Genomic DNA, 16,485 nt, shown 5'->3' with positions numbered 1-16,485 from the left:
AAGGCCGCGCCATGCGACGCGGCCGGGGCTTACTCCGCTGCCGGATGCACGTGGCTGTAGCGGTTCAGGATCGGGATCATCTGCGCGTAGATCTTCGGGTTCGCGGCAACGATCTCGTGGCGGTGCAGGAAATCGGCATCGCCCGTGTAATTGCCGACGAGGCCGCCGGCTTCGGTGATCAACAGGCTGCCTGCCGCCATGTCCCACACGTTGATGCCTTGTTCGAAGAACGCGTCGAGGCGGCCGGCCGCGACGTTGGCCAGGTCGAGCGCTGCCGCACCCGGGCGGCGCAGGCCCGTGCAGGCTTGCGTCATTTCGGTGAAGAGGCGCGCGTAGGCGTCGAGGCCGTCCTTCTCGCGAAACGGGAAGCCCGTGCCGACCAGCGCGTCCGACAGGCGGTCGCGGCGGCCGACGCGGATGCGGCGGTCGTTCAGGTACGCACCGCGGCCGCGCGTGGCCGTGAACAGGTCGTTCTTGTTCGGGTCGTAGATGACGGCCTGCGTGACGACGCCCTTGTGCTCGAGCGCGATCGACACGCAGTAGTACGGGAAGCCGTGGATGAAGTTGGTCGTGCCGTCGAGCGGATCGATGATCCACTTGAATTCGGATTCGTTGTCGGATTCGCCCGATTCTTCCGCGAGGATCGCGTGATCGGGATAGGCAGTCTTCAGCGTCTCGATGATCGCGTCTTCCGCGGCCTTGTCCACTTCGGTGACGAAGTCGTTCTGCTGCTTCTTGCGGATCTCGATCAGGTCGAGATCGAGGGACGCGCGATTGATGATCTGTCCGGCGCGGCGCGCAGCCTTGACAGCAATGTTGAGCATGGGATGCATGAGCCTGGATCCTGTAGCCGGCGGCACGGGCCGCCACGAGTGGAACAACCGCCCGGCACGGCGCAAGCGTGGCAGGCGAGGTGAGACGCGAATTGACAAAGAACGGGGTACGACCCGCGCCGCACGGAGTGCGACGCGTAAAGGCATGATTTTACCCGATTTTTGGTGGTTTCAGGCGACCGGGGTACGGGGAAACCCCCACTGTCCGTCCGGACGAGTGGGTTTGCGGCGGCGATGGCGATACCATACTGCCATTCTGATGAACCGAGTCGTAACGTAGTGGAAACCCCGCAGAACACCGCCGCGCCGTCCGAGCAGGGCACGGCCTCGTCCCGTCCGCCGTCCGGCGGCTTCACGTCCACCCGCTTCGTGCTCGTCGAGCCCAGCCATCCCGGCAATGTCGGGGCGGCCGCCCGCGCACTGAAAACGATGGGCTTCTCACGCCTCGTGCTGGTCGCGCCGCGCGTGCCGCACGTGCAGAGCGACCCCGAGGCGATCGCGATGGCCAGCGGCGCGGACGACGTCCTCGCATCGGCGCATGTTGTGCCGACGCTCGGCGACGCGCTGTCCGGCGTTCACTGGTCGGTCGCGCTCACCGCGCGCACGCGCGAATACGGGCCGCCGCGCCTGGCGCCGCGTGCGGCCGCCACGCAGGCGTGTACGCAGGTCGGCATGGGCGACATCGCGCTCGTGTTCGGCAACGAGCGCACGGGCCTGGCGAACGAACATGTCGAGCAGTGCAGCGCGCTTGCCCATATCCCGGCGAATCCGGCCTACAGTTCGCTGAACCTCGCGCAGGCCGTGCAGGTGCTCGCGTACGAGCTGCGCGTCGCGTTTCTCGAGCAGGCGAGCGAGCCGTCGCCACAATCGTCGGCCGAGGTCGGCACCCTGGCGCAGAGCGACGAGATCGAGCGGATGTACGTGCACCTCGAGAACGCGCTGATCTCGCTCGAGTTCCTCGATCCGCGCAACCCGAAGAAACTGATGCCGCGGCTGCGGCGCCTGTTCGCGCGCACCGGCCTCGAGCGCGAGGAGGTCAACATCCTGCGCGGCGTCGCGAAGCACATCCTGCTGAAATCGGGCAAGCCCGACGCCGACGCGTAAGCGGCCGGCGCACCGGCAACCGCGTGCCCGGGCGTGTCGCGCCGGCGGGGTTGCGTTGCGTCTGCCGCCGGGCGCCTCGCCCGGCCCGCTCCGTCTGGCCGCGCCTTCCGCGCACGCCGCAACCGCGGGCATGCCGTCCGAATACCCGCGCCGTCGGCGGGGTGAACGTGCGACCTCGTGCGGCCGCGCGCGACTCGCCCTACAATCGCCGGACGTCATAAGCATATGACCCGGCGCGATAACGGCCGGCCATCGCCGGCGGTGCGCGCCGGCCTTTTCCCGACCCGATCATGTTCACGAGACTGCGCGAAGACGTTGCAACCATTCGCGAGCGGGATCCCGCCGCTCGCAGTGCCTGGGAGGTGCTGACCTGTTATCCCGGGCTGCATGCGCTCGTGCTGCACCGTGTCGCGCATGCGTGCGTGCGTGCGAAGCGCTACTGGCTCGCGCGGGTGGCGTCGCAGGCCGGACGGTTCCTGACGGGCATCGAGATTCACCCCGGCGCGACGATCGGCCGGCGCGTGTTCATCGATCACGGCATGGGTGTCGTGATCGGCGAGACGGCGATCGTCGGCGACGACTGCACGATCTATCAGGGCGTGACGCTGGGCGGCACGTCGCTCACGCGCGGCGCGAAGCGCCATCCGACGCTCGAGGCCGGCGTGATCGTCGGCGCCGGCGCGAAGGTGCTCGGCGGCTTCACGGTCGGCGCGGGCGCGAAGATCGGGTCGAACGCGGTTGTCGTGAAGCCGGTGCCGGCCGGCGGCACGGCGGTCGGCAACCCTGCGCGCATCGTGATGCCGGCACAGCCGAAGCCGCAACCCGAACGCACCGCGTTCTTCGCATACGGGATCACGCCGAATGCCGACGATCCGATGTCGCTCGCGATTCATGGCCTGATCGATCACGCGGCGAAGGAAAGCCGCCGCGTCGACGAGATCGTCGCGGCGCTCGAACGTCTCGGCACGCATCTGGAAACGCTGCAGGGTGCCGATGCTGCGCGCCTCGACCTGCGCCGGCTGTCGGCCGTGCTGGAAGGCAAGGCGGTCGAGCGCCAGGCGTAGCGTGATCGCTGCCGCCCGCTGCCGGTCGTGCGACAGGCTGCGGCGTCAGTCGAGCGGCATCGCGTGGATGCCTTCCGCGTCGACGCGCAGGTAGCCGCCGCGCGGCTTGCCGTGGTCGAGATCCCAGTCGGGCAGTACCCAGCGGATGCCGCCCGGTTCGGCGTGGCGCGCGGGGCGGTGCGTGTGGCCGTGAATGATCACGCGCGCGCGGCTTTTCCGGAACAGCGCGGCTACGCCTTCACGCGTGACGTCGTAGATCGGTGAAGCAGGGCGCATCCGGCCCGCTTCGCTGTTCGAGCGCATGCGCTGCGCGAGCGCTCGGCGCCAGCGGAACGGCCACGCGAGAAACAGCCATTGCGCGACGCGATTGCGCGCGAACCGGCGGAACAGCTGGTAGCCGCGGTCGGCCGTGCATTGCGCATCGCCGTGCGCGAGCACGATGCGCTGGCCGAACGCCATGATCAGCGAAGGGTCGGGCAGCAGCATCGCGCCGGCGGCCTTCATGAAGCGCCGGCCGAGCAGGAAATCGCGGTTGCCGTGCATCACGTAGAGCGCAATGCCGCGCTCGGAGAACGTGTGCATCAGCGCGGCCATGCGGGCGGCGAACGGATCGTCGTCGAGGATGTCGTCGCCGATCCAGTATTCGAACAGGTCGCCGAGGATGAACACCGAATCGGCGCTGTCGGCGGTGTACTTCACGAAATGCTCGAACGCGGCGACCGTCTTCGGAATCGCCTCGCTCAGGTGCAGGTCGGAGAGAAACAGGAACGGGCGTGCGGCTTGCGCGTACTCGCGCTCGCCCGGCACGCCCGCGGAGACGCTTCGCGGCGGACTCTCCTGCAACATCGAAGTGCCTCCGTAACCGTGCGTCAGACCACGACGGCCTTTTCGATCACGACGTCGTCGGCCGGCACGTCCTGGTGGAAACCAGCGTTGCCCGTCTTGACGCCCTTGATCTTGTCGACCACGTCCTGGCCTTCGACGACCTTGCCGAACACCGCGTAGCCCCAGCCCTGCGGCGTCGGCGACGAGTGGTTCAGGAAGTCGTTGTCGTTCACGTTGATGAAGAACTGGGCGGTGGCCGAGTGCGGATCGTTCGTGCGCGCCATCGCGACCGTGTAGTTGTCGTTCTTCAGGCCGTTGTTCGCCTCGTTGTCGATCGGCGCATCGGTCGGCTTCTGCTTGAGGCCCGGCTCGAAGCCGCCGCCCTGGATCATGAAGCCGTTGATCACGCGATGGAACACGGTGCCGTCGTAGTGGCCTTTCTTCACATAGTTCAGGAAGTTCTCGACCGTCTTCGGTGCCTTCTCGGCGTCGAGCTCGAGCTTGATCACGCCGTGGTTCGTGTGCAGTTCAACCATGATGAATTCCTTCGGTGAGGCGGTTTAAATGGCACGCGGCCGGTCGTGCGACGCGGCCGCGTGTGGCGCCGGACGTGCCGGCAGGTTCTTACTTCGAGACGATGCTGGCCGATTCGATCACGATCGGTTGCGCGGGCACGTCCTGCATCGGGCCGCGCGAGGTCGTCGCCACGCCTTCGATCTTCTTCACGACGTCGAGGCCCGACACGACCTTGCCGAACACGGCATAGCCGTTGCCGTCCGGGTTCGGATAGTCGAGGCCGCTGTTGTCGACCGTGTTGATGAAGAACTGGGCGGTGGCCGAGTTCGGATCGCTCGTGCGCGCCATCGCGATCGTGCCCGTCAGGTTCTTCAGACCATTGCGGCTTTCCAGCGGGATCGGCGCGCGGGTCGGCTTCTCCTCGAAGTTGGTCTTGTAGCCGCCGCCCTGGATCATGAAGCCCTTGATCACGCGATGGAAGATCGTGCCGTTGTACTGGCCGGCCTTCACGTAATCGAGGAAGTTGGCGACCGACTTCGGCGCCTTCTCCGGGTAGAGCTCGACGCGGATGTCGCCCTGCGAGGTCTTCAGCTGCACGACGGGGTGCGCGGTAGCCGATTGCGCGAACGCGGGCGCGGTCGCGAGAAGGGCGGCGCCGCCAAGCGCCAGCAACAGACGTTTCATTGCGATCCTCAGGTTGGGAGGGAGAAGGGGGCCGCGCCGCTTATTGCGACGGCGCGACGTACGGCGCCGCCAGCGCGCCCGACGGACCGCTGAACTGGAACGTCGGGGACATCGGCAGCGTGGTGGTGCTCACGTTCGCGGCGGCGCGGCCGGAGTAGTCGCGCGTGGCCGGCGCGCTCGCGCCGGTGCTCGGCGCGGCCTTCGGCGGTGCCACGATCTTCTGCAGATCGGCGAGGCGCTGCGCGGTCGCGCCGCTCGTGCGGCCGAGCGATTGCGCACGCTTGTACGATTCGGCCGCGAGGCGCAGGTACAGGTCGCCGAGGTTCTCGTATGCGAGCGCGTAGCCGGGGTTCGATTGCGTCGCCGTGACGAGCGCGGCGCGCGCTTCGTCGTAGCGGCCATGCTTCGCGTAGAGCGCCGCGAGGTTGTTGTACGGCTCGGGCAGTTCGGGATACGCCTGCGTGATGGCGACGAACTGCTGGATCGCGTCGTCGTCGCGGTTCAGGCGGGCCAGCACGGTGCCGCGCTTGAACTGCGCCTGTACGTCGTGCGGGTTCGACGCGATGCGCGTGTCGAGCTGTGCGAGCGCCTGCTTCCACTGCTTGCCGGCGATCGAGGCGTCGATCTCCGGTGTGCCGTCGGCGGTGGCCGGGGCCTTCTGCGCGTGCGCCGCGGGGGCCGCGAAAAGCGTCAGCGCGACGCCCATGACGGTGGTCGCAACGAGGGTCGCAGCGCTCTGCGCGCGGCCGCGATGAGGTTTCATAGGCGTAAATCGGAATGTTATACTCCGAGCCATTCTAACAAAACGTCTGCGCGTTCCGGCGAGCGGCAGACAGTCTTTCTTAGCCTCTCGTGGCCGTCACCGCTGTGCTTGCAGCCTGACCGCCCCATGTGATACGAGGACGCTCGGCCTGGTGCCGCAGCAGATGGTCCGTCCGTTTCGCATGCTGGGCGAGCTTCGCCAGGGCGGTTTCCTTCGGCTCACGGTTCATCTCTATGGAATCACTGCGCATCTACAACACGCTCGCGCGTGACAAGCAAGTTTTCGTGCCGCGCCACTCCGGCGAAGTGCGGATGTACGTATGCGGGATCACCGTCTACGACTATTGTCACGTGGGCCACGCGCGCATGCTGGTCGTGTTCGACCTCGTCCAGCGCTGGTTGCGTGCGATCGGCTACCGGGTCACGTATGTGCGCAACATCACCGACATCGACGACAAGATCATCCGCCGCGCGGTCGAGAACGGCGAGACGATCCGCTCGCTGACCGACCGGTTCATCGGCGCGATGCACGAGGATGAAAGCGCGCTCGGCATCCAGCGGCCCGACATCGAGCCGCGCGCGACGCAGTTCATTCCGCAGATGCTCGGCATGATCGAGACGCTCGAGACGAACGGCTACGCATACCAGGCGGCCGATGGCGACGTCAATTACTCGGTGCGCAAGTTCGCGAACTACGGGAAGCTGTCGGGCAAGTCGCTCGACGATCTCCGTGCGGGCGAGCGCGTGGCCGCGAACGACGCGAAGGAAGATCCGCTCGATTTCGTGTTGTGGAAGCGGGCGAAGCCGGAAGATCCGGAAGGCACGTCGTGGGCGTCGAAGTACGGGATGGGCCGCCCGGGCTGGCACATCGAGTGCTCGGCGATGGGCTGCACGCTGCTCGGCGAACATTTCGACATCCACGGCGGCGGGCAGGATCTGCAATTCCCGCACCACGAGAACGAGATCGCGCAGAGCGAGGGCGCAACGGGCCAGACGTTCGTCAACTACTGGATGCACAACGGCTTCGTGCAGGTCGACAACGAGAAGATGTCGAAATCGCTCGGCAACTTCTTCACGATCCGCGACGTGCTCGAGCGCTACGACGCGGAAGTCGTGCGCTTCTTCATCGTGCGCACGCATTACCGCTCGCCGCTGAACTACAGCGACGTGCATCTCGACGATGCGCGCGCGTCGCTCACGCGCCTCTATACGGCGCTGAAGGACGTCGAGGCCGACGCGCTCGCGCTCGACTGGAACGAGCCGCACGCGCAGCGTTTCGCGGCCGCGATGAACGACGACTTCAATACGCCTGTCGCGGTGGCGACGCTGTTCGAGCTGGCGAGCGAGGTGAATCGCACGCGCGACGCGTCGCTCGCGCGGCAGTTGAAACAGCTGGCGGGCCTGCTCGGCCTGCTGGGCCGCGAGCCGCGCGCGTTCCTGCAGCAGGCGTCCGGCGCCGCGCAGGCGGGCGGGCTCGCTGCCGACGAGATCGAAGCGAGGATCGCCGCACGCGTCGCGGCGAAACAAGCGAAGGACTATGCCGAAGCGGACCGGATCCGGGCGGAACTGCTCGAGGCCGGCGTCGCACTTGAAGACAAACCGGGCGGATCGACCGAATGGCGTCGTGTATGAGCGCGGCGCGTTCCACTGACCGATCCGTCAGGTAGGAGGCAAGATGGCAACGGCCAGAAAAGCGCCGGTCAGGCGCGCGACCCCTGTCGCCGCGCGTCCGGCAGCCAAGCGCGTGCCGGCGGCGAAGTCGGACGCAACACGCGCCGCGCCGAACGGCGCGCTCAACGGTCACGCGCAGCCGGCGGTCGTGCTGCCGGCCGCCGACGCGGCCCGCAAGACCCGTGTGTCCGAAGCGGACGGCGAAGAGGTGGTCGTACGCCCGGCCTACTGGGACAAGGCGTGTGCCGATCTCGTCAAGCGTGACCGGATCCTGAAGAAGCTGATTCCGAAGTTCGGTCCCGCCCATCTCGTGAAGCGCGGCGACCCGTTCGTCACGCTCGCGCGCTCGGTCGTCGGCCAGCAGATTTCGGTGCCGTCCGCCCAGTCGCTGTGGGCGCGCATCGGGGACGCCTGTCCGAAACTCGCGCCGCAGCCGGTGATCCGGCTCGGCGCGGACAAGTTGATCGCGTGCGGGCTGTCGAAACGCAAGACGGAATATATCCTCGATCTCGCGCAGCATTTCGTGTCGGGCGCGCTGCACGTCGACAAGTGGACGTCGATGGACGACGAGGACGTGATCGAGGAGCTCACGCAGATCCGCGGCATCAGCCGCTGGACGGCCGAGATGTTCCTGATCTTCAACCTGTCGCGGCCAGACGTGCTGCCGCTCGACGACCCGGGCCTGATCCGCGCGATCAGCGTCAATTACTTCAGCGGGGAACCCGTCACGCGCAGCGAGGCGCGCGAGGTTGCGGCCAACTGGGAGCCGTGGCGCACCGTCGCGACCTGGTACATGTGGCGCAGCCTCGATGCGGCTGACGCCGACGCCTGAGCTGTGGCTATCGGGTTTTAAACATCAATAGTTGAGAGTCGGTTTTGAGCGTCGCCCGCGCGGGTAGAATACGCGCTGCCGCAAGACCCAAGGATTCGAACACATGAAGACCACGTTTCTGGATTTCGAACAGCCGATCGCCGAACTCGAGGCCAAGATCGAAGAGCTGCGATTCGTGCAGGACGACTCGGCTGTCGACATTTCGGAAGAAATCGAGCGGCTGTCGAAGAAAAGCCAGCAACTGACGAAAGATCTCTACGCGAACCTGTCGCCGTGGCAGGTTTCGCAGATCGCGCGGCATCCGCAGCGTCCGTACACGCTCGATTACGTCGCGGAACTGTTCACCGATTTTCACGAGCTGCATGGCGACCGCGCGTTCGCGGACGATCTGTCGATCGTCGGCGGTCTCGCCCGTTTCGGCGGCCATCCGTGCATGGTGATCGGTCACCAGAAGGGCCGCGACACGAAGGAGCGTGCTGCGCGCAACTTCGGGATGCCGCGTCCGGAAGGCTATCGCAAGGCCGAACGCCTGATGCGTCTCGCCGAGAAGTTCGGGCTGCCGATCTTCACGTTCGTCGATACGCCGGGCGCCTATCCGGGCATCGGCGCGGAAGAGCGCGGCCAGTCGGAAGCGATCGGCCGCAACCTGTACGTGATGGCCGAGCTGAAGACGCCGATCATCACGACGGTGATCGGCGAGGGCGGTTCGGGCGGCGCGCTCGCGGTCGCGGTGGCCGACACCGTGATGATGCTGCAGTTCTCCACCTACTCGGTGATTTCGCCGGAAGGCTGCGCATCGATCCTGTGGAAGAGCGCCGCGAAGGCGCCTGAAGCGGCGGAAGCGCTGGGCCTGACCGCGCACCGCCTGAAGGCGCTCGGCCTGATCGACAAGATCATCAACGAGCCGCTCGGCGGCGCGCATCGCGATCCGAAGGGCATGGCCGCGCTGCTGCGCCGTGCGCTTGCCGATTCGCTGCGCCAGTTCCAGGGCATGAGCATCGATGCGCTGCGCGAGCGCCGTTTCGAGCGCCTGATGGCCTACGGCAAGTTCAAGGAAACCACGCCGGGCGCATGACCGCCCGCGTGTTCAATTCGCGCGCCGCAGTGCGCGCGTCCATATCGTGATCCCGCCGACCGAATACTCCGCCGACCGCGTCGTCCTCGACGCGGTCGGCGTTGCGCTTTCCGGCGTGCCGCCCGAAGCGCGCATCGCGATCGCGTACAGCGGCGGCCTCGATTCGACGGTGCTGCTCGACGCGGCCGTGCGTGCGGCGGGTGCGTCGCGCTGCGTCGCGCTGCACGTGCATCACGGGCTGAGTGCGAACGCCGACGCATGGGCCGCGCATGCCGAAGCAGAGGCCGCGCGACTCGGGGTTGAATTCGAGTCGATGCGCGTCGACGTGCCGCGCGACAGCGGCCTCGGTATCGAGGCGACCGCCCGCGAGCGGCGCTACGCGGCGCTCGACGCGATGTGCGAGCGCCGCGGCGCGGCCACGCTGTGGCTCGCGCAGCATGCGGACGACCAGGCCGAAACCGTGCTGCTGCAGTTGTTGCGCGGCGCCGGTGTCGCGGGGCTTGCCGCCATGGCGCCGCGCTATCGTCCCGACGGCGTGGACGTCGAGCGCGTGCGTCCGTTGCTGCAACTGCTGCGCGCGCAACTCGAGCGCTATGCGGCGCAGCACGCGCTTGCATGGATCGACGACGAATCGAACGGCGACACCCGCTACGCGCGCAATGCGCTGCGCATCGACGTGCTGCCGGCGCTGGCCGTGCATTTCCCGGGCTTTCGCGACGCACTCGGCCGCGCGGCCCAGCATGCGGCCGCCGCGCAGCGGCTGCTCGACGATCTGGCGGAACTGGACTTCGCGGTGGCCGCCCGTGACGACGGACACGCGTTGTCGCGCGACGCGCTGGTCGCGTTCGACGACACGCGCGGCGCGAACCTGTTGCGCTTCTGGATGCGCCGGCTCGGTTTGCCGGGTGCATCGGCCGCCCGGCTCGCCAACATGATGCGGCAACTGCGCGCCGCGCACGACGCGCATGCGCTGCGCGTCGATCACGCGGGTCAATGCCTGCGGCTCTATCGCGACGTCGTTTACTGGGAAGCGGGCGACAGCAGCGAACCGGCCGATGACGGCACGGGCGCCCCGCGCCCGGAAGCGGGGCTGGCGTGGGCCGGACAGGAAGTCTGGCATTTGCCGGGATGGCGCGGCACGTACGTGTTCGCGCCGGCCGAGGCGGGAGGCGCCGGCGCGGTGCCGGAGGCGCTGCTGCGCGGTGCGCGACTGGCGGCACGCGCCCGCGCGGGCGGTGAGCGGATGCGCACGTCGCCGGGCGGGCCGAGCCGCACGCTGAAGAACCTGTTCCAGGAGCGCGGCGTGCCGGCGTGGCAGCGTGACGTGCCGCTGCTGTTCGCGGGCGACCGCTTGATCTACGTGCCGCGCCTCGGCATGAATCGCGACGTCGACCTGCCCGGCGACGGGGCGTCCGGCGGCGCGTGGCGCCGGATCGAGTGGCGTCCCGACCTGCTGGTCGCATAGCGGCCGGGCCGCTTCCGGCGGCGCGATGGCGCGCCGGTTTTCACCATTTGGTAAACGGCGCCGGAACGGCCGCAGGCATGGCGGGCGGCTTGTCAAGCGGGCCTCTATCGGGTACGCTCGGTCGTTTGCTCGGCTCGATTTTTGAGCGATTTGTGCAGGTTTTCCGCGTGACGTACCCGGTTTGCGCGGCCTGATCGGCCTTCCGGGCAAATTCCGTCACGCTTGCGTGTTGCGTTCCAGCCGTCTCCCTCGTCGTCCGTCCACAGCCACAAGCCGCGTGACCGAACGGCTACGCGGCCTGCCCAGCGCGCCCGTGCGGTTTCTCCTCCAGTTCAGAACGACAATGGCACTCATCGTACACAAATACGGCGGCACTTCGATGGGCTCGGTCGAGCGCATCAAGAACGTCGCGAAACGCGTCGCAAAATGGCATCAGGCCGGGCACCAGATGGTGGTCGTGCCGTCCGCGATGTCCGGCGAAACCAACCGTCTGCTCGGTCTCGCAAAAGAGATTTCGAGCCAGCCGAGCCCGCGCGAGCTCGACATGATCGCGTCGACCGGCGAACAGGTCAGCGTCGGCCTGCTGTCGATCGCGCTGCAGGAAATCGGCGTCGAGGCCGTGAGCTACGCCGGCTGGCAAGTACCGATCAAGACCGACAGCGCATTTACGAAGGCGCGCATTCACTCGATCGACGACGAGCGCGTGAAGGCCGATCTGAATGCCGGCAAGGTCGTGATCATCACGGGCTTCCAGGGCGTCGATCCGGACGGTCACATCACGACGCTCGGCCGTGGCGGCTCGGACACGTCGGCGGTGGCGGTCGCGGCTGCGCTGGGTGCCGAAGAGTGCCTGATCTATACGGATGTCGACGGCGTCTACACGACCGATCCGCGGGTGGTCGAAGAGGCGCGGCGCCTCGATCGCGTGACGTTCGAGGAGATGCTGGAAATGGCCAGCCTCGGCTCGAAGGTCCTGCAGATCCGCTCGGTCGAATTCGCCGGCAAATACCAGGTGAAGACGCGCGTGCTGTCGAGCCTGACCGATCCGCTGATTGCGCTCGACGAAGAAATGCGCTCGGGCACCCTGATTACTTTTGAAGAAGACGAGACCATGGAAAAGGCAGTCATTTCCGGCATCGCGTTCCAGCGCGACGAAGCACGCATTGCTGTGATGGGCGTGCCCGACAAGCCGGGCATCGCGTATCAGATCCTCGGTCCGGTCGCCGACGCGAACGTCGACGTCGACATGATCATCCAGAACCAGAGCGTCGAAGGCAAGACCGACTTCACGTTCACGGTCGGCCGTGGCGACTACCAGAAGGCGATGGACATCCTCACCAACCAGGTGAAGGGTCACGTGAACGCCGAGCAGGTGCAGGGCGACCCGAAGGTGTCGAAGGTGTCGGTCGTCGGCGTCGGCATGCGTTCGCACGTGGGCGTCGCGAGCAAGATGTTCCGCACGCTGTCGGAAGAGGGCATCAACATCCAGATGATCTCGACGTCCGAAATCAAGATTTCGGTGCTGATCGACGAGAAATACATGGAACTGGCCGTCCGCGCGTTGCACAAGGCATTCGAACTCGACCAGGCATGATGAAATTTTCGTGATGCGTTGAGAAAAATGCATCACGGAAATTGACTCGCGGTTCGAAACCCTATATTATTTCGTTCTCGTCGCACTGCCTCCCTGGTGCGAGCGAAAGTTTGGGAGACGTGGCCGAGAGGTCGAAGGCACTCCCCTGCTAAGGGAGCATCTGGGCCAAAACCTGGATCGAGGGTTCGAATCCCTCCGTCTCCGCCAAAAGCGGTGACAAAGCCCCGCAAGTTCTCGGACTTGCGGGGCTTTTCTTTTCCGGTGCGCAAAGCACGTTGCGGCCAGGCCAGCGTCGATGGCCGGACCTGACGCAGGCCGCCGACCCGTGCAGCCGAACATTACATGGACGGATTGGCGCCGGGCGATCCGGCGATCGCCTTACTTTTTCCGTTCGGCGCAATTCACCGTCCCAGCCGGCATCGTGCAATGTCGATGCGCTCAGGGTTCGCTCGAGTCATCGGTGCCCGCAGCGGGGTAGGGGAGGCATCGACGATGCCATGCCTGCCGGACGCCGAACGAATGCATGGGGCATCCGCGCCGGCGGCATCGGGTCGTCAAAATGAAATGAAAATGAAAGTATTTATGTAAGGTTCAGACGGTACAGAATCAGCGCGAAATGACATATCAGTCGCCATGCTCTGCCCCTTTACAGGGTGTGCAGACGCCAAAATTGCGGCGCTGCGTCGATTCGCGTCATGTGCCGCCTCGCAAGGGGCAAAAAATTACGTATATAAATCAGTACCCTAGGCTCTCGCTAAAAATTGCAGGTCTGCTGCGCTGCAAAAAATAATCAATCGCTTTATGCTGGTTAACCCGATCGCGTTTGAGCGGCGTCAAGTTTTCCAGTGATGCCACTTTACATTTTGCCAACATTGGCGATTCACGAAATCTATCTGTCGATTCGATTTCGTCCCCATCGTCCCGCCTGTCCCCGATGCAGTGCGTGACATCATCAAGGCCTTGTTGACATGCATGATTTCCCGTTCCTGAGCCTGGCCATCTGGGCTCCGATCCTGTTTGGCGCGTGCCTGCTGCGCGCCGGTTCCGACCGTCATCCACGTCGAACGCGACTGATCGCGCTCGTCGGCGCGCTGGTGGGGCTCGCGGCCGTCGTCCCGCTGGTCACCGGTTTCGATGCGCATTCGGGGGCGATGCAGTTCGTGGAAAACCGCGACTGGCTGGCGGCGTTCGGTTCCGGATGGCGGGTCGGCATCGACGGCGCGTCGCTGTGGCTCGTCGTGCTGACCGCGTTCACGACGCTCGTGGTGGTGGTCGCGTCGTGGGAGTCGGTCACGGTTCGCGTCGCGCAGTACTACGCGTCGTTCCTGATCCTGTCGGGGCTGATGGTCGGCGTGTTCGTCGCGCAGGACGGGTTGCTGTTCTTCATCTTCTTCGAGGCGACGCTGATCCCGCTGTACCTGCTGATCGGTACGTGGGGGCGGGAGCGTCGCGTCTACGCGGCCGTGAAGTTCTTCTTCATCTCGTTCGCCGGCTCGCTGATGCTGCTGATGGCGATCCTGTACCTGTACGCACAGTCGCATACGTTCGACATGGCCGTGTGGCACACGCTGCAGCTCGGCTTCGCGCCGCAGTTGCTGGTATTCCTCGGTTTCTTCGCCGCGTTCGCGGTCAAGGTGCCGATGTGGCCGGTCCACACCTGGTTGAGCGACGTCTATACGGACGGCCCGACCGGCGCCGCGCTGATGCTCGCGATGCTCAAGCTCGGCGGCTACGGGTTCCTGCGCTTCGCGCTGCCCATCACGCCCGATGCGAGCCACTTCTTCGCGCCGGCCGTGATCGCGCTGTCGCTGTTCGCGATCGTCTATGCGAGCCTGATCGCGCTCGCGCAGACCGATCTCGGCAAGCTGCTCGCGTATTCGACGGTCGCGCACATGGGGATCGTCACGCTCGGGCTGTTCCTGTTCAACCGCATCGGCGTCGAAGGCGCGATCGTGCAGCTCGTGTCGTACGGCTTCGTCGCCGGCGCAATGCTGTTGTGCGTGAACGTGCTCGTCGATCGCACAAAGCAGCGCGAGATCGCCGCATACGGCGGCGTGGCGGGCGTGATGCCGCGTTTCGCGACCTTCACGGTGCTGTTCGCGATGGCCAACGTGGGCCTGCCGGGCACGTCGGGGTTCGTCGGTGAATTCATGGTCATCATGGGCGCGATTCGTTTCAACTTCTGGATCGGCGCGATCGCGGCGCTGACGCTGATTCTCAGCGCGTCGTACACGCTGTGGATGCTCAAGCGCGTCGTGTTCGGCAAGGTCGACAGCCAGCGGATCGCGAAGCTCGCCGACCTGAATCGTCGCGAAATCGTCATGTTCGCGTCGCTCGCGCTGATCGTGCTGGCGGTCGGCATCTACCCGAAGCCGTTCACCGACGCGATCGACCCGACCGTCGGCAAGCTGATCCAGGAAGCCAGCCATTCGAAGGTGCCGGCAGGGGACGGCCCGGCGCAGGCGCTGCCGTCGTACATGGCGTCGACGCGTGACTGATCGCGGCAAGCCGCGCGTGCCGGCCGCATCGCATGGCGCGATGCGGTCGTTGCGCGCGCATCGATTGGGGGCCGGCGCGAATCGCGCGGGCCCCGCGTGTGACTGCGTGAAATTGCCCCGCGACAATGTGTCTCACCGCAGATTCTGCAATGATGATTTGCCGCATCCGCCGGTTTTTCATCGTACTCGCGCGACGTATGATTCGGCCACTTTCGTGGATCGAATGCGCATCGGGCATACGCAAACGGATTCAATGACCCTCGGGCGGTATAATGAAAAGAAGAGCTTCAAGAGGCTGGTCGGCGCTGATGTCAATCGGCACGGCTTTGAGCCTGTCAGGTTGTAATTTAGATGTACTAAATCCGAAAGGAAGCGTGGGTGCCGCCGAAAAGGCGCTGATCGCGACGTCCACGTGGGCGATGCTGGTCGTCGTCGTGCCGGTGATCCTGCTCACGCTGTGGTTCGCGTGGCGTTATCGCGCATCGAACCGCAATGCAACCTACGCGCCGAACTGGTCGCACTCGACCGCGATCGAGGTCGTGATCTGGACGGTGCCGACGCTCATCATCCTGTTCCTCGGCGTGCTCACGTGGAAGACCACGCACGAGCTCGACCCGTACAAGCCGCTCGAGTCGTCGGTGAAGCCGATCGATATCGAGGTCGTCGCGCTCGACTGGAAGTGGCTGTTCATCTATCCGGAACTCGGCATCGCGTCGGTGAACCAGCTGGCGATTCCCGTCGGCACGCCGGTGAACTTCCGCATCACGTCGGATTCGGTGATGAACTCGTTCTTCATTCCTCAGCTCGGCGGCCAGGTCTACGCGATGGCCGGCATGCAGACGCGCCTGCATCTGATCGCCGACGAGCCCGGCAACTATGCGGGCACGTCCGCGAACTTCAGCGGCCGGGGCTTCTCCGACATGAAGTTCCGCACGCTCGCCGAGCCGCGCGAACAGTTCGATGCATGGGTGCAGAAGGTGAAGGCATCGCCGGACCGGCTCGACGCGACCGTATACGGCACCGTCGCGCAGCCCAGCGAGAAGGCGCCCGTGCGCTACTTCTCGTCGGTCGATCCGCGGCTCTTTCACAACATCATCGCGAAATACAACGATGGCCACGTCCTCGACCTGAAGGACGCCGCCTGCGGCACGAAGGGGTAACGCATGTTCGGCAAACTCACACTCTCGGCGATCCCGTATCACGAGCCCATCATCATGTCGGCTGGTGTCCTCATGGGTCTGGCCGTGCTGGGCGTGCTCGCCGCGCTGACGATCACCGGCCGGTGGAAATGGCTGTGGTCGGAATGGCTGACCACGGTCGACCACAAGAAGATCGGCGTGATGTACATCATCGTCGCGCTGATCATGCTGCTGCGCGGCTTCGCCGACGCGATCATGATGCGCATGCAGCTCGCGCTCTCGTACAACGGGCCCGGCTATCTGCCGCCGCACCACTATGACCAGATCTTCACGGCTCACGGCGTGATCATGATCTTCTTCATGGCGATGGTGTTCATGGTCGGCCTGATGAACCTGGTCGTGCCGCTGCAGATCGGCGCGCGC

Annotated in this window: 15 protein-coding genes and 1 tRNA gene; 11 read left to right on the top strand and 5 right to left on the bottom strand. The window is 65.8% G+C overall.

What is annotated here, in order from left to right; translation table 11 throughout:
* Positions 1-29: 29 nt before the first annotated feature.
* A complete protein-coding gene (locus GQ56_RS0115020) occupies positions 30-833 on the bottom strand; it encodes an inositol monophosphatase family protein (protein WP_031399429.1) in 804 nt (267 codons plus the stop codon).
* 279 nt (positions 834-1,112) lie between these two features.
* On the opposite strand from GQ56_RS0115020, the gene GQ56_RS0115015 reads away from it, so the two are divergent.
* Positions 1,113-1,937, top strand: coding sequence for an RNA methyltransferase (locus tag GQ56_RS0115015; RefSeq protein ID WP_031399428.1), 825 nt, complete (start codon positions 1,113-1,115; stop codon positions 1,935-1,937).
* Between the two features lie 290 nt (positions 1,938-2,227).
* Positions 2,228-3,001: a serine O-acetyltransferase gene (gene cysE / locus GQ56_RS0115010; protein ID WP_031399427.1), complete on the top strand. Its 774-nt coding sequence runs from the start codon at positions 2,228-2,230 to the stop codon at positions 2,999-3,001.
* 45 nt (positions 3,002-3,046) lie between these two features.
* Here the strand turns inward: cysE and GQ56_RS0115005 are convergent, their stop codons facing one another.
* The 4 genes from GQ56_RS0115005 to GQ56_RS0114990 all read right to left on the bottom strand — a co-directional run bounded on the left by GQ56_RS0115005 (position 3,047) and on the right by GQ56_RS0114990 (position 5,789).
* Complete coding sequence (locus GQ56_RS0115005) at positions 3,047-3,847, bottom strand: UDP-2,3-diacylglucosamine diphosphatase (protein ID WP_031399426.1); 801 nt, start codon at positions 3,845-3,847, stop codon at positions 3,047-3,049.
* Between the two features lie 23 nt (positions 3,848-3,870).
* Positions 3,871-4,362: a peptidylprolyl isomerase gene (locus GQ56_RS0115000; protein ID WP_027784822.1), complete on the bottom strand. Its 492-nt coding sequence runs from the start codon at positions 4,360-4,362 to the stop codon at positions 3,871-3,873.
* Between the two features lie 88 nt (positions 4,363-4,450).
* The gene (locus GQ56_RS0114995; RefSeq protein WP_031399425.1) at positions 4,451-5,026 is read right to left on the bottom strand and encodes a peptidylprolyl isomerase; all 576 of its coding nucleotides are present in this window, start codon (positions 5,024-5,026) and stop codon (positions 4,451-4,453) included.
* A gap of 40 nt (positions 5,027-5,066) precedes the next feature.
* Positions 5,067-5,789 carry a tetratricopeptide repeat protein gene (locus GQ56_RS0114990; RefSeq protein ID WP_031399424.1) on the bottom strand — a complete coding sequence of 241 codons (723 nt, stop codon included), beginning with the start codon at positions 5,787-5,789 and terminating at the stop codon, positions 5,067-5,069.
* Positions 5,790-6,022: 233 nt separating this feature from the next.
* Between GQ56_RS0114990 and cysS the strand changes: the two genes are divergently transcribed.
* The 9 genes from cysS to GQ56_RS39355 form a co-directional block, all read left to right on the top strand.
* Complete coding sequence (gene cysS, locus GQ56_RS0114985; protein ID WP_031399423.1) at positions 6,023-7,420, top strand: cysteine--tRNA ligase; 1,398 nt, start codon at positions 6,023-6,025, stop codon at positions 7,418-7,420.
* A gap of 43 nt (positions 7,421-7,463) precedes the next feature.
* The gene (locus GQ56_RS0114980; RefSeq protein WP_031399422.1) at positions 7,464-8,291 is read left to right on the top strand and encodes a DNA-3-methyladenine glycosylase family protein; all 828 of its coding nucleotides are present in this window, start codon (positions 7,464-7,466) and stop codon (positions 8,289-8,291) included.
* 103 nt (positions 8,292-8,394) lie between these two features.
* Complete coding sequence (locus GQ56_RS0114975) at positions 8,395-9,366, top strand: acetyl-CoA carboxylase carboxyltransferase subunit alpha (protein ID WP_031399421.1); 972 nt, start codon at positions 8,395-8,397, stop codon at positions 9,364-9,366.
* Positions 9,367-9,412: 46 nt separating this feature from the next.
* Entirely contained in the window at positions 9,413-10,831 is a 1,419-nt protein-coding gene (gene tilS / locus GQ56_RS0114970; protein WP_031399420.1) for a tRNA lysidine(34) synthetase TilS, read from the top strand.
* Positions 10,832-11,174: 343 nt separating this feature from the next.
* Positions 11,175-12,425 (top strand): aspartate kinase, encoded by a 1,251-nt coding sequence (locus GQ56_RS0114965; protein WP_031399419.1) that lies wholly within the window; start codon positions 11,175-11,177, stop codon positions 12,423-12,425.
* A 113-nt stretch (positions 12,426-12,538) separates the two neighbouring features.
* Positions 12,539-12,632 (top strand) — tRNA-Ser (locus GQ56_RS0114960).
* A gap of 761 nt (positions 12,633-13,393) precedes the next feature.
* Entirely contained in the window at positions 13,394-14,923 is a 1,530-nt protein-coding gene (locus GQ56_RS0114955; RefSeq protein WP_031399418.1) for a complex I subunit 4 family protein, read from the top strand.
* 272 nt (positions 14,924-15,195) lie between these two features.
* Positions 15,196-16,083 carry a ubiquinol oxidase subunit II gene (gene cyoA / locus GQ56_RS0114945; RefSeq protein ID WP_031399416.1) on the top strand — a complete coding sequence of 296 codons (888 nt, stop codon included), beginning with the start codon at positions 15,196-15,198 and terminating at the stop codon, positions 16,081-16,083.
* 3 nt (positions 16,084-16,086) lie between these two features.
* On the top strand, positions 16,087-16,485 hold a 399-nt coding region (locus GQ56_RS39355), incomplete at its 3' end, for a cbb3-type cytochrome c oxidase subunit I (RefSeq protein ID WP_200877988.1).

The sequence above is a fragment of the Burkholderia paludis genome, from assembly GCF_000732615.1.
Lineage (GTDB): Bacteria > Pseudomonadota > Gammaproteobacteria > Burkholderiales > Burkholderiaceae > Burkholderia > Burkholderia paludis.
The sequence above is the reverse complement of the archived record's forward strand: the minus strand, read 5'-3'. Positions and strand labels throughout refer to the sequence as shown.